This window comes from Paenibacillus sp. RRE4 (assembly GCF_031844205.1).
Classification (GTDB): domain Bacteria; phylum Bacillota; class Bacilli; order Paenibacillales; family Paenibacillaceae; genus Paenibacillus; species Paenibacillus xylanexedens_B.
Window position 1 is genome coordinate 1376693 of record NZ_JAUZUT010000001.1, and the last position, 13769, is coordinate 1390461.

The window sequence follows — 13769 nt, forward strand, 5'->3', positions numbered from 1 at the left end:
AATCATGACCATTTACGATTTAATTATCTACACGATGGAGGGGCTTTATGAGTTTCTTTAAAAAGCTACGGGACAGCATTGCAAGTAAAACGGAGTCGGTTACTAAACAGTTCAAGGATGGCCTGGAAAAGACACGCAAAGGGCTTGTGGAAAAAGTAACCGATCTGGTCATTCGCCGCAAAAAAATTGATGAGGAATTTTACGAGGAACTTGAAGAAATTCTGATCGGAGCGGACGTAGGCGTCAATACGGTCATGAATCTGATTGAAGACCTGCGCGCAGAGGTGAAGAAACGCAAAATTGAGGATGCGGCTGAGTTACAGCCTGTATTGTCGGAGAAACTGACAGATTTGCTTCGTGGGGAACAAAACAATGAACTGAAAATGAATCCGGATGGCATTACGGTTATTTTGTTTGTTGGTGTGAACGGTGTTGGTAAAACAACCACGATTGGCAAGCTGGCTCACCGTTTCAAGCAACAAGGGAAAAAAGTAATTATGGCAGCGGGCGATACGTTCCGAGCTGGAGCGATCGAGCAACTTGAAGTATGGGGCCAGCGTGCTGGCGTAGATGTGATTAAACAGCAATCCGGTTCTGATCCGGCTGCTGTTATGTACGATGCAGTGCAGGCAGCAAAACAGCGCGGAGCTGATGTGTTGTTATGCGATACGGCAGGCCGCTTGCAAAATAAAAGCAACCTGATGGACGAGCTGAACAAAATTTATCGTGTCATTCAGCGTGAGATTCCAAGTGCGCCGCATGAAGTGCTGATGGTACTGGATGCGACGACGGGACAAAATGCGCTGAACCAGGCCAAACTTTTCGGAGAGAAAAGTGGAGTAACAGGTCTTGTGTTGACCAAGCTTGATGGAACAGCTAAAGGTGGTATTGTAGTGGCAATCCGTCAGGAGCTGGACCTGCCTGTGAAGCTGGTTGGTCTTGGGGAGAAGATTGATGATCTGCAGGAATTTGATTCTGAGCAGTTTGTTCACGCATTGTTCGCGGGGTTAATTCAGGAGCAACCAGTAGAGAGTGCCGAAGACGAGAGTACACAATCCTAATCCTGTCCTGATCTTGGGGCGTAAACGAATAATCATGTTCACCGTATTGCCGCTGCATCATGTGAGAGCTCACGTGTAATGTCATCGGCAATACGTGTATAATGAAAGGTAACTGATATTGTAATGGGTTAGAAAGGAAGGTTGATATGGCCAATACCTATACCTATTCCCGCCGTGAAGAGGTCGCTAATGCCGTGACACATGGAATTGGCGCTGCGCTTAGTGTAGCTGCGTTAGTATTGTTAATTGTTTTCTCCAGTATGAAAGGCACGGCCTGGCATGTTGTGAGTTTTACAATCTATGGCATTACCATGTTGATGCTCTATACGAATTCAACGTTGGTGCACGCGCTCAAAGAGGGAAAGGCAAAAGATTTGTTTGAGTTTTTTGACCACTCTTCCATCTATCTGTTTATTGCAGGCACATATACGCCGTTTTTATTCGTCGCAGTTCGGGGAACACTTGGCTGGACGTTATTCGGTGTCATCTGGGGCATTGCACTGGCCGGAGTGATCTTCAAAGCCTTTTTCACCAAGAAGTTTCTGTTTATGTCTACGATCTTCTATATCGCGATGGGGTGGCTGATCGTTATTGCTTGGCAACCGCTTGTGTCAGCGATTCCCACAGGTGGGATTGTACTATTGGTTGCAGGAGGCCTGATGTATACGCTGGGGACATTGTTCTATGTATGGAGAGGTTTCCCGTTTCATCATGCGATCTGGCATCTGTTTGTACTAGCAGGCAGTATTCTGCATTTCTTTGCGGTCTTAATCTATCTGACACCACTTCGTTAGAAGTACTAAACGAATCGTCTCTTCATAAAGGGGCTTTTCCTTTTTCTTCCTGGTTTTGGCCTGAAGGAGCTACTCGTATGTTATAGAGATATAGTAACAAAAATGAGGCTTCAGAGCGCCTAAAGATGGCATTTTTAAACGGTCCATGCCAAGCTTTACATCTCTTTTTATTGTGACAAGTATTTTTGCTTGACATCCTGATTTGTTTTAGGTATTATTAGGAACGTTGCAAGAGTGTAAAGTGTTTTTCCTTGACGAAGGGAGTGCCCTGATATGAGTCAAGAAAACCGGCTTGAGAAAACAAACCGGATTAACTTGCTGTTTGCCTTTTATGAATCATTGCTGACAGAGAAGCAGCAAACGTTTCTGAAATATTACTTTCATGATGATTTTTCACTTGGTGAAATTGCAGCCGAGTTTGAGATCAGCCGCCAGGCGGTATACGAACATATCAAGCGTGCTGAACAAGTGCTTGAAAACTATGAGAGCAAGCTTGGCTTGCTTGAGAAGTATGAAAGACGCAGCCGCTGCCTTGAAGATTTACAACAAGCACTGGAACGCGCTGGCGTTACCGTGGATAACAACAAACCAATACACGATCTCGTTGCTTTACTGGGAGAATAGCCATTGTCTGCAGTGAAGTGAGACGAATCGGTCTTAAAATGGAATTGAAGCATGAAGGAGGTGGGATCATGGCATTTGAAGGATTAACGACCCGATTGCAGAATGTGTTCAGCAAGTTGCGCGGCAAAGGCAAGGTGTCTGACGAAGACGTAGCCGAAGCGATGCGCGAAGTACGTCTGGCATTGCTTGAAGCGGATGTAAACTTCAAAGTGGTCAAGGAATTCATCGCCAAAGTGAAGGAGAAGGCTGTCGGTAAAGAAGTGATGGACAGCTTTACTCCCGGAATGGTCATCATCGACATTGTTAACAAAGAGTTAACAGAGTTAATGGGTGGAAGCCAAGCTAAACTCGCGAAGTCAAACAAACCACCTACAGTGATCATGATGGTTGGATTACAGGGTGCGGGTAAAACGACGACTTCCGGTAAACTGGCGAAAATGTTGCAAAAGCAAAACAGCAGACCCTTGCTGGTTGCGGGTGACATTTATCGTCCGGCTGCGATCAAGCAGCTTCAAGTTCTCGGAGAACAGTTGAAGGCGCCAGTGTTCACCCTCGGTGATCAGACAAGCCCGGTGGAAATTGCTCGCCAAGGTTTGCAACATGCAAAAGATAACGGACATGATTATGTGATCGTGGATACAGCGGGACGTTTGCATGTGGATGAAGAACTGATGGAAGAACTTCGCCAGATTCACAGTGTAGTGAACCCGGATGAAGTACTGCTGGTTGTCGACAGTATGACAGGTCAGGATGCTGTAAATGTGGCGGAACACTTTAATCAGCAACTTGCTCTGACCGGGGTTGTACTGACCAAACTGGATGGCGATACACGTGGTGGTGCGGCACTGTCTGTTAAAGCAGTTACAGGTTGCCCGATCAAGTTTGCCTCTCTGGGGGAGAAGCTTGATGCACTGGAGCCATTCCATCCGGAACGTATGGCTTCACGTATTCTTGGTATGGGTGACATGTTGTCCTTGATTGAAAAGGCACAGTCCAATATCGATACCGAGAAAGCGAAGGAAATGGAACGCAAGATGCGGAATGCAGAATTCACGTTCGAGGATTTCCTGGAGCAGATGGATCAGGTGAAAAAGCTTGGACCAATTGACCAGATCATGGATATGATTCCGGGTATGGGCAAGATGAAACAAGCGAAGGACCTGAAGGTCGATGATAAACAGATGGGCCGAATCGAAGCGATTGTCTATTCAATGACAACGGAAGAGAAGCGTAACCCGGATATGATTAACCATAGCCGCCGGAAACGGATTGCTACCGGAAGTGGAACGTCACTCGCAGAGGTGAATCGTCTGATCAAGCAGTTTGATGAGATGCGCCGTATGATGAAGCAATTCTCGGATATGATGGGTCCTAAGGGTGGCAAGAATAAAGCAATGAAACAGTTGAAAGGTCTCGGTAAAGGAATGAAGTTTCCTTTCCGTTGATTGAACAGCCGTTTACATGAGAACCAGATTTCATTGAAGGAGGTGAATTTTCAAATGGCAGTTCGTATTCGTCTGAAACGTATGGGTGCTCACAAAGCTCCTTTCTACCGCGTAGTGGTATCGGATTCCCGTTCCCCACGTGACGGTCGTTTTATCGAGGAGATCGGTTACTACAACCCGGTTGAACAACCGGCTGTTGTTAAGATCGATGAAGATAAAGCATTGCAATGGCTTCAAAACGGTGCGCAAGCATCCGACACTGTCCGCAACTTGCTGAGCAAAGCGGGCGTGATGAAGAAATTCCACGAGTCCAAATTATCTAAATAAGGTGCTGATTCGGAGGGTCATCTATGGAAGAATTAGTAAGCATAATTGCTAAGGCTTTGGTCGATCATCCGGATGATGTGGCGGTTCGGACGATTGAGAAAGACCGGCTTGTCGTTTATGAGTTGACGGTGCATCCCGACGATGTCGGAAAGGTGATCGGAAAACAAGGACGAATCGCAAAATCTCTTCGTACGGTCGTCACATCAGCAGCAGTTAAGATGGATAAACGGGTTACCGTTGATATCATATCTTAAAGATATACGAAAGGGGGTTAGGATGCATGTCCTAGCCCCTTTTCGTGCATGCTGAACTTATCATTTAATTGTTTAATGGGAATTTAGGGTTAAAATTAATTTGGAGATTACACTTTAACGGAGCGGGCAGAAAAAATCTGAAGAAACGAAGTGTTCGCCTTTAGCACCGGATATCAACTTTTGATAATATGTTCAAGATATCCGGGGATAACAGCGATCGGAAGATGTTTCTGACCGTCGAGTGTGCGGGTAATCGGTTATCATTTTGATTGAATTTCGTAGGAGGATTGTATGGCAGAGTTTATGAATGTTGGTAAAGTTGTGAATACGCATGGGATTCGCGGCGAATTAAAGATTATGCCTTTGACTGATTTTCCAGAAGTACGTTTCGCCAAGAATGCTGAATTATTTTTGTTTACTCCGGATAATCGTCCGGTGCCGGTTACAGTGGAATCTGCGCGTTTGCATAAAAATATGTATATCGTTCGTCTGAAAGAATACGGCAACATTAACGAAGTGGAGAAGTTCAAGGGAGGGATCGCCAAAGTATCCAAGGAAAACCTTGCTGAGCTTGAAGAAGGAGAATATTACTTCCACCAAATCGTAGGATGTGCTGTCATTACGGAAGAGGGAGAAACACTCGGAACGATTTCGGAGATTCTGACCCCGGGTGCGAATGATGTATGGGTAGTCAAAACACCAGCGGGAAAAGAAGTGCTGATTCCGGTGATTGACGATGTTGTTCTGGATGTGGACGTAGAGCAGAAGCAGGTCAAGATTCACCTGATGGAAGGATTGCTGTAACATGAAGGTGGATGTATTAACGTTATTCCCGGAAATGTTCGACGGTGTGTTTGGCACAAGCATTCTGGGTAAAGCGCAGGCCAAGGGGCTTGTATCGCTTGGGGCGACCAATTTCCGTAATTACGCAACCAATAAACATAACACTGTGGATGACGCACCATATGGCGGCGGTGGAGGTATGGTGCTCAAACCCGATCCGATTTTTGCTGCCGTAGAGGATGTTTTGCAGCAACGCGGAGAAGCTGCCACCACAATGAAAGCGCCCCGGATTATTCTAATGTGTCCGCAGGGCGAGACGTTTACACAGAAAAAGGCAGAAGAGCTGGTTCAAGAAGATCATCTGATCTTTATCTGCGGTCATTATGAGGGATATGATGAACGTATCCGCGAATTTCTGGTGACGGATGAACTATCGATCGGTGACTATGTTCTGACTGGCGGAGAACTACCTGCTATGGTGGCCATTGATAGCGTTGTAAGGCTGATTCCGGGAGTACTGGGCAACGAGACAAGTGCAGTGACGGATTCATTCAGTACGGGATTGCTTGAGTACCCTCATTATACTCGCCCGCCTGAATTTCGAGGCATGAAAGTGCCAGATATGCTCTTGTCTGGACACCATCTGAATATCGAGGCTTGGCGTAGAGAACAATCGCTAATTCGTACGTTGGAGCGCAGACCTGAACTGTTAGAGTCGGCAGATTTGACGGAGAAGGAACGGAGATGGCTTGAACAGTACCAAGCGGAACGAGATAAGAAATAGGTAAAGATAAAGCCGAGTGGACAGCTTAGACTGTATCCATCGGCTTTTTTGATTTAATCAGGACAGAATTGAATTATTATTTAGGAAGTATTACTAATCTAGAACCGCTCACTGAGTACATTGGAGCCCGTTTGTAGCAGGGTGGGGAGATCGGTATCATTTGTAACAGTTAAGCGAGGTAAAACCATTGGTGAATCCCCAGGGTGAACGAATCCGGGTCTAACCGTGAATCCCATGCGATATCCATGCTGATGGAGTTTGTAAATCATTTGTTCACTGAAATATCCATAAGGGTAGGCGATATATGGCGTATCGATACCGATATGTTTAATCTGTTCAATATCGTGATCCAGCAGGCTGGTATCCAGCGTAACGGGCAGATCGTCTCCACATACCATATATCCTTTGTGATGCAAGTTAAAGGTGTGGCTATTATACTCAAACACATCGCTTCCTGCGGCCATCTCTTGCTTGGAGATATCACTTTTTTTACTAGGGTTAAAAGCGACTGGTGTGGACTGAATCCGGCTACCTATAACAAAAAGGGAAGCATGGAAATGATATTTTTTGAGTATGGGATAAGCCAGCGTATAATTGTTTTGATATCCGTCATCAAAGGTAATGACAAATGATTTCTCGGGTAGCGAGATTTCACCGTTAACGTATTGTTCAAGCTGAGCCAGAGTAACTGTTCGGTATCCATTTTCGTATAAATATTTCATATTCTGCTCGAACACATCCAGGTCAATGATGGATTTATTCCTTGGCTCGTGATTGTCTACTTTTGGGGTAACGTAATGATACATGAGAACAGGAACTTTTGTAGCGGTGCCTTGTTTGATAACAAAGTTAGAGCGATCCAGCTTGGAATGCAACGAAAAGTCCGAGTGAGTTAACGTGAAGAATTTACGTTGTACGATATTCCAAGACGAGCAGGCCTTATGGGATAACGCGTTGGTGGGATGATTCACAGCATAAGCGTATAATGTAACGGTGCATGTAAGCAAGGCAAGTGAGGCTAACAATAATTTTCTGATGTGTTTCATGTCTCTCCTGGTTCTCCTTTAGCATTCATCTATTTCTTAAAATTCGTTACGCTGCCCGTGTAATGAGCTTTTAAGTATATGATAGACGATCTTCTATGTCGGAAAGTTACATTATTTTATCCACGAGAGTGGTTGACTTTTTTAAAGGGGATCAAAATTTTTACCTATCTTTATAAGAAGGGAGGAAGTGGATACGAGAACTTGCGGACTATGGCCTGAAAAAAACACTTATGTTTGTAAGGTGATCCATTATAAAGTTGTTTATTTTTGCTTGTGTTTTGATATGCTGCGTGATACAATAAGTCTGTTGTGTGGAATACGGCGGTCCTCTATGGATAATGAAAGAGACAAGGTGATCTCTGGAAGAAGTATGAACGCCTGTACGGAAGGAGGGAGTCATAGATGAATATCGTTCAAGCGATTACACAAGAACAACTTCGCAAAGATATTCCGAGTTTTCGTCCTGGTGACACTTTGAAAGTGCACGTTAAGGTAATCGAGGGAACTCGTGAGCGTATCCAATTGTTCGAAGGTGTTGTGATTAAACGCCGTGGTGGTGGAATCAGTGAGACTTTTACAGTTCGTAAAATTTCTTACGGTGTAGGTGTGGAAAGAGCTTTCCCGCTTCATTCCCCTAAAATCGATAGAATCGAAGTGGCTCGCCGTGGTAAAGTGCGTCGTGCGAAGCTTTATTATCTTCGTGAACTACGCGGTAAAGCAGCGAGAATTAAAGAAATTCGTTAATATAACGGATACCGGGAAGGGCTTGGAGACAAGCCCTTTTCGTTTTTGTCCGGGAAAAGTTGAACCGGAGGTACACTTCCGAGTAAAATGGTATGGCGGATATGCGGCGTAAAGTCCGGGAGGATTGTGACATCAGTTATCCAAGGCATTTGAATTGTGGTTCAATGTACGGTTGTAATGCTTGGCTTCAAGAATTACATAACTGAGTTGAATAATTTGTTTTCTCTAGTCTTAGACAGGGAGGAAGCAAAAAGCTGAATGTATACTGCTATAATCATGTACTGTGAAGAGAGGAAGATCTTGAATGGAACAAGAAGTTCAACAGGACCAGAGCTTACCTGCGGAAGAAAAAAATAATCGATCCAAAAAAGCGAAAAATGAAATTGTCGAGTGGCTGAAGGCCATTGTCATTGCACTCGTGCTGGTTATTCTGATTCGCTGGTTACTTTTTAAACCATTTGTGGTGGACGGGCCATCCATGCAACCGAATTTCTCGACAGGAGAACGTGTCATTGTCAATGAGATACTGTATGATATCCGCGAGCCAAAACGTGGCGAAGTAATCGTCTTCCATGTACCTTCCGAAGGACGGGATTTCATTAAACGTGTTATCGCAGTAGCGGGAGATACGGTTCAGGTTCAGGGAGACACCGTAACGGTAAATGGACAAAAGGTGAATGAGACCTACATCCAGGGTGCTATTGATGCGGCTGAAGCGAGTGGCGGAACGTATAACGTGAAGGATTTCCCGAATGAACAATTCCCAGATGGTAAAGTGCCAGCGGGTCATGTGTTTGTTATGGGGGATAATCGACCTAACAGTACAGATAGCCGAATGATCGGTTATGTGTCCCTTAAAGAGATTATTGGCCGTGCTGATGTTATTTTCTGGCCTATTGGAGAAATTAAGTGGATCAACCACTAAAAAACTTAAAGCATGTATTAAATGAGGTGAAGACAAGGTGACGATACAATGGTTTCCAGGTCATATGACCCGAGCCAGACGCCAGATTCAGGACAAGTTGAAGCTCATTGACGTGGTCATCGAACTATTGGATGCCCGTCTGCCTGTCTCCAGCCGTAATCCGATGATTGACGAGATTTTGATGGATAAACCCCGCATGATTTTGCTCAATAAGTCGGATTTGGCGGATGCCAAAGTGACACAAGAGTGGATTGAGTATTTTAAAAAAGAAGGCATTACAGCGTTCCCTGTGGATGCTTCAACAGGTACCAATGTCAAAGATATTCCTGCTCAGGCAAGACTCCTTCTAAAGGAGAAGATTGATCGTCAACTGGCAAAAGGCATTAATCCCCGAGCTGTTCGAGGCTTGATTGTCGGTATTCCTAACGTAGGTAAATCCACATTGATCAATCGTTTGGCTGGACGGAGCATTGCTGCAACTGGAGATCGTCCAGGTGTAACCAAAGGCCAGCAATGGATAAAAGTAGGCAAGGAAATGGAACTGCTGGACACCCCAGGTATTCTGTGGCCGAAATTTGAAGATCAAAACGTAGGTTACCGACTTGCTGTGACGGGTGCGATCAAAGAAGAAATCCTGAATGCAGAGGATATCGCATTTTTCGGAATCAGTTATCTGATGCGTTATTACTGGGACGCGCTGGAAGAGAGATATGGTCTTCAAGAGTTCTCCAGAGATGCGGACGATTCGGACAGTGTTATTGCCATTATGGAGCAGGTCGGCCGAATCCGCGGTTGTGTCATCAGTGGTGGACGGATTGATCTGGAGAAGGCATCACGAGCGTTTCTGCGGGAATTAAGAGCGGGCAAGATGGGGCGTTTCTCCATGGAAGCTCCTTACTAAACGAAAATATCCTTACAAGAGCCGAAAGAAGCGGCCGTTACCGGATTACCGGGAACGGCCTTTTTGTGTTTTAAGGCTACAGGGGATATAAAACTGGCATGAGTATGGTAAAAAAATGAAGTGAAGTGTGCTTGATGGAATTGTTTGTTCTGTATAGGAGGTGTCCTGAAATCATGCTATGATAAATGATGTTGAAAATTTGCAGAACATCAGTTTGTATGTATTCAATTTAACGTCATGACAACCGATAAATGAAGACATCAGGATATTTTTAAAAATCATACTTTTAAGACGAAACATTGTGCAGGAATACGATTAATCAGAACAAATATGCGATAGCCTACGTCTAATTAATTATATACATTACATGGGATTAAACAGCTACATGAAACATGGGTGAGGAGATGAACAGAATGACAGCAAACCATGAAATGCCGGAGCTTGCATTGCCAGAACTGCAACGCAAACCGAAGAAAAAGAAAAAAGAAACTAGCGAACCTCGGGATCTGTTGGTGTATGAGCGGGAGTATTGGGGGAGCGGATTTGAATATATCGCAGGAATTGATGAAGTGGGACGAGGGTGTTTGTTTGGGGATGTGGTTGCGGCGGCCGTGATCTTGCCTCAAGGACTTATTTTGGAAGGGGTCAATGATTCTAAAAAGTTGTCAGAAAAGAAACGCGATACGTTATATGACATCATTATGGAGAACGCGCTGGCTGTAGGTGTAGGATATGCAGATGCGGAAACGATTGATCGTCTGAATATTAAACAAGCCGCCAGACTGGCGATGAAACGTGCGGTAGAGGCACTTGATGTAACACCTCATTACATGCTGGTGGACGCGGAAAAGGTGGATTTGAATATACCGCAGTTGTCTATTATTAAAGGGGATGCAAATAGCCAATCGATCGCAGCGGCTTCTATTGTGGCCAAGGTAACGAGAGATCGGCTGTGCAAGGAAGAATGGGATACGTTATACCCGGAATATGGTCTGCCCGTACATAAAGGCTATGCAACTCAATTTCATCGGGAACAGATCATGGCACTCGGCGCAACACCGATGCATCGGCGGAGCTTTCTCGGGAATTTATTAGGTGAGCAGCATACGTTGTTTTAATTGAAAGGGAACGGAAAGGAGGAAGAACGAGTTGAATATCAGCTCCATGATTCGTGGTTTAATGGGGGACAGTAAGCCCGGAAACGCCAAGCCGCTCGAATTAAAAGAAGGTCAGGTCGTTCGTGGATCTGTCGTCAGTGTATCGGATGATGGTGGAGAGGCTGTGCTCCAGATTCAAGGGGTGCAGGTGCGTGCCAAACTGGAGACACCGCTCCGTCCGGGTGAGACGACGCTTCTGCAGGTTCAACCTCCGGGTGAGAACGGTATAACGGTAATGAAACCTGTTGCTGGCTCGCTTGCAGAGCTACCTCAGGCTTCACTGAATAACTTGCTGCAAGAGGTAGGTTTGGGGGATACCAAAGAAAACCGGGAGTTGTTACTTGCTATGCAACGCAGTGGGTTGCCGCTGACCAAGGATAACGTAGCCATGGTGCAAAACATGATGGTAGCCAAACCTGTACAGGTACCTGTGGAGGAATGGGTACAGGCGGCGGGCATTGCTTTTCAGCGGGGCTTGCCTGTTACGGCAGAAACGGTGAAAGGTTTACATCAGACCGTATTTGGACCTCCTTTGCATCAGTTGTTAAGTGGTCTTGCGGATCAACTGGAGTCATTTTTGTCTCAAACGGTGGCAGGTAAGCCGCTCCCTGGCGGCGAAGCAGCAGGCTTGAAAGCGGTGGCGTCCACAGGACAGGCCGGAGCTTCTGGCGCCTTGACTAATGTTGCTGTTCAGCCAGAAGAGGGACCACCAGTGGTAAATGTGAGCAGGCCAGGAGTTGGAATACCCGTAGCCTCTCCTGTAGCGTCACAGCCGAATCAGGTTCAGACCACTCCAGCGGCGGGTGCAGGATTGACTACAGATGTTGTTGAAAGTGCGGCATCAGACCAGGGGCAACGGGCTAAAGGTAACGTGCCGTCGAATGCAGGCCAGGCGAATGGTGGACAGACAGGGGCTGAGGCTGTTGCGAAGAGTGTTGCCAGCCAAGCGGAAACGGCTGGCAAAGGCAATGCAGGTATTCCGGCTGGCACCGGAATACCTGGGGAAGGCTCGCCGCGAGTTACGGAAGCGGGCCAAGTTGCGAGCCGCCCGGGTACACCTGGGGCGGCGGAAGCTTCGGCTGGCCGTGCAAGTGCGGGCCAGCCGGAAGGTGCGGCCGTGCGTGCAGACGGCCGCGCAGACACGCCTGCTGCTGCGGCGACACCGTCCGCAGCAGGGCAGGCCGCGCCAGTAGCGCCTACGCCAGCACAGCTGGCGCCAAAGCTGCTGGCGCTACTGGACGCGCTGCGCAACGCGTCCACTGCCGCACCGGCACAGCCGGGTGCGGCAGCACAAGCCGCCCCTGCTGCGCAGCAGGGCGGCCAAGCGGCTGCGGCTGCCGCAGGCTCGCCGCAGCCCTTGCCAGCCGGCGCTGATGCGCAGCCGGCTGGCGGTGTTGCCGGCGCTCCCGCAGGTGCGGCGGCAGCGCACGCGCCCGTCACCCACGGGGGAGACCCGTGGGTGGGGCGCGTGCTGAAGCTGCTCGGTGCGGAGCACGAGCAGCAGGCCGTTCACGGCGCGGCGATGCAGCCGCGCGTGGGTGAGGCAGCGAGTCCGGCGAACACGGACTCGCTTAAGGGTCTGCTGCTGCAGTTAGCCAGCAGCGACAGTGCCCCGGCGGCGCTGAAAGATGCCGCCAATCAAGCCATACAATACCTGACGGGTCAGCAGCTATTGCTTACAACCGATCGCGGTGCAGCGTTTGCGCAAATGCACTGGTTTATCCCCATCACGGGTCCGGACGGTGAACAGACAGCCTCTGTGCAGATTCAATCACGCCGCGGTCCGCGTGGGGAATTGGATGCCTCGAATTGCCGTTTGCTGTTTGACTTGGAAATGAGAAGTTTGGGGCATACCCTCGTTGATGTACATGTGGTCAATAACATTGTCAGTTTGCGTGTCCTAAACGATCGGGAAGAAATGGGAGCGCTTTTGGAGAGTGGACGTGAAGTGATCCATCAATCGCTGGACAAGCTTGGATATCAGCTGTTGACCTTCCGGGCAGAACCTTGGCCGGCAGGGCAGGAGCCGGGGATGGAGCGTAAGATAACTGCTGCAGATTATAGCCCTGAGCGATACAAAGGGGTGGATTTCAAGGTATGAAAGATGAATCAGCACAGCCGGACCTGTTATCGAAAAAAGCAGTTGCACTAAAATATGTCCCGGGAGAAAGTGAAGCACCTGTTGTTGTAGCCAAAGGCCGTGGCAAAGTAGCTGAAGCCATTCTGGACAAAGCCAAGGAAAACGGCGTTCCCGTACAGGAGGACGCAGCTTTAGTTGAAGTGCTCTCCAAGCTGGATCTGGATGAACAGATCCCGACAGAATTGTATCAGTTGGTAGCAGAGGTGCTTACCTATGTTTATCAAGCCGATCGGCTTGCTTCGGGCCGAAGTGATAACGAATCATGGTAGAACAGGGATCTGGCCAGAAACCTAGTGGCAAGTTGACCCGTCAGCAAAAGGGAAAGTTAGGCGAAGAGGAAGCTTGCCGCTGGTTAGTGAAACAAGGTTATTCTATCCTGCAGCGAAACTGGCGTTGTCGTAGCGGAGAAGTCGATATTATTGCGGCACGTGAAGAGTTGTTGATTTTTGTTGAGGTGCGAAGCCGAAGTTTCAATTCAGGATTCGGAACTCCACAAGAGTCTGTCGATCAGCGCAAAATGCAACAGGTTCGTTCGACGGCGGCGGTTTATCTGCAAATGAACGGAGAATATACTCGTCAGATTCGATTTGATGTCATAGCGGTGATGATGAACCATTTTGGGGACATCATGTCCATAAATCATATAGAAAATGCATTTTAAGTTTGAAGTTGGTTGATAAAATGGATGAGCTTATAGACAAGTATGCTGTCTATAGTTCATCTTTTTCTATTTGATCCGGAACTCTCAAATTTGCCATCCTTTGAATCTGGCTAACATAGAGGT

General features: G+C 47.2%; 16 protein-coding genes. 15 read left to right on the forward strand and 1 reads right to left on the reverse strand.

Annotated features, from left to right (window positions below; all coding sequences use genetic code 11):
- Nucleotides 1–47 precede the first annotated feature (47 nt).
- The 8 genes from ftsY to trmD all read left to right on the forward strand — a co-directional run bounded on the left by ftsY (nt 48) and on the right by trmD (nt 6072).
- The gene (gene ftsY, locus Q9R46_RS06285) at nt 48–1061 is read left to right on the forward strand and encodes a signal recognition particle-docking protein FtsY (protein WP_145329713.1); all 1014 of its coding nucleotides are present in this window, start codon (nt 48–50) and stop codon (nt 1059–1061) included.
- Nucleotides 1062–1207: 146 nt separating this feature from the next.
- On the forward strand, nt 1208–1855 hold the full coding sequence (gene trhA, locus Q9R46_RS06290) for a PAQR family membrane homeostasis protein TrhA (protein ID WP_090923898.1): 648 nt from the start codon (nt 1208–1210) through the stop codon (nt 1853–1855).
- 273 nt (nt 1856–2128) lie between these two features.
- Nucleotides 2129–2479, forward strand: a complete 351-nt coding sequence (locus Q9R46_RS06295) for a putative DNA-binding protein (RefSeq protein WP_123064424.1) — start codon at nt 2129–2131, stop codon at nt 2477–2479.
- Nucleotides 2480–2547: 68 nt separating this feature from the next.
- Nucleotides 2548–3924 carry a signal recognition particle protein gene (gene ffh, locus Q9R46_RS06300; RefSeq protein ID WP_090923896.1) on the forward strand — a complete coding sequence of 459 codons (1377 nt, stop codon included), beginning with the start codon at nt 2548–2550 and terminating at the stop codon, nt 3922–3924.
- A gap of 54 nt (nt 3925–3978) precedes the next feature.
- Complete coding sequence (gene rpsP / locus Q9R46_RS06305; protein WP_056700527.1) at nt 3979–4251, forward strand: 30S ribosomal protein S16; 273 nt, start codon at nt 3979–3981, stop codon at nt 4249–4251.
- A gap of 23 nt (nt 4252–4274) precedes the next feature.
- Nucleotides 4275–4505, forward strand: a complete 231-nt coding sequence (locus Q9R46_RS06310; RefSeq protein ID WP_090923895.1) for a KH domain-containing protein — start codon at nt 4275–4277, stop codon at nt 4503–4505.
- 291 nt (nt 4506–4796) lie between these two features.
- The gene (gene rimM / locus Q9R46_RS06315; RefSeq protein WP_311279345.1) at nt 4797–5309 is read left to right on the forward strand and encodes a ribosome maturation factor RimM; all 513 of its coding nucleotides are present in this window, start codon (nt 4797–4799) and stop codon (nt 5307–5309) included.
- A 1-nt stretch (nt 5310) separates the two neighbouring features.
- Nucleotides 5311–6072 (forward strand): tRNA (guanosine(37)-N1)-methyltransferase TrmD, encoded by a 762-nt coding sequence (gene trmD / locus Q9R46_RS06320; protein ID WP_145329723.1) that lies wholly within the window; start codon nt 5311–5313, stop codon nt 6070–6072.
- A 98-nt stretch (nt 6073–6170) separates the two neighbouring features.
- On the opposite strand, the gene Q9R46_RS06325 is transcribed toward trmD, so the two are convergent.
- Nucleotides 6171–7118, reverse strand: coding sequence for a polysaccharide deacetylase family protein (locus Q9R46_RS06325; RefSeq protein ID WP_311279346.1), 948 nt, complete (start codon nt 7116–7118; stop codon nt 6171–6173).
- Nucleotides 7119–7520: 402 nt separating this feature from the next.
- Between Q9R46_RS06325 and rplS the strand changes: the two genes are divergently transcribed.
- The 7 genes from rplS to Q9R46_RS06360 all read left to right on the forward strand — a co-directional run bounded on the left by rplS (nt 7521) and on the right by Q9R46_RS06360 (nt 13646).
- Nucleotides 7521–7862, forward strand: coding sequence for a 50S ribosomal protein L19 (gene rplS / locus Q9R46_RS06330; protein WP_024630190.1), 342 nt, complete (start codon nt 7521–7523; stop codon nt 7860–7862).
- A gap of 304 nt (nt 7863–8166) precedes the next feature.
- Nucleotides 8167–8787 (forward strand): signal peptidase I, encoded by a 621-nt coding sequence (lepB, locus tag Q9R46_RS06335; RefSeq protein ID WP_145329725.1) that lies wholly within the window; start codon nt 8167–8169, stop codon nt 8785–8787.
- A 37-nt stretch (nt 8788–8824) separates the two neighbouring features.
- Complete coding sequence (ylqF, locus tag Q9R46_RS06340) at nt 8825–9688, forward strand: ribosome biogenesis GTPase YlqF (protein WP_110893198.1); 864 nt, start codon at nt 8825–8827, stop codon at nt 9686–9688.
- A gap of 413 nt (nt 9689–10101) precedes the next feature.
- Nucleotides 10102–10806: a ribonuclease HII gene (locus Q9R46_RS06345; protein ID WP_244159417.1), complete on the forward strand. Its 705-nt coding sequence runs from the start codon at nt 10102–10104 to the stop codon at nt 10804–10806.
- Between the two features lie 31 nt (nt 10807–10837).
- Nucleotides 10838–12946 (forward strand): DNA ligase, encoded by a 2109-nt coding sequence (locus Q9R46_RS06350; protein ID WP_311279347.1) that lies wholly within the window; start codon nt 10838–10840, stop codon nt 12944–12946.
- Complete coding sequence (locus Q9R46_RS06355) at nt 12943–13254, forward strand: EscU/YscU/HrcU family type III secretion system export apparatus switch protein (protein WP_311279348.1); 312 nt, start codon at nt 12943–12945, stop codon at nt 13252–13254. The genes Q9R46_RS06350 and Q9R46_RS06355 overlap by 4 nt, the downstream gene beginning before the upstream one ends.
- Entirely contained in the window at nt 13248–13646 is a 399-nt protein-coding gene (locus Q9R46_RS06360; protein WP_311279349.1) for a YraN family protein, read from the forward strand. The genes Q9R46_RS06355 and Q9R46_RS06360 overlap by 7 nt, the downstream gene beginning before the upstream one ends.
- The last annotated feature ends 123 nt before the right edge of the window (nt 13647–13769 follow it).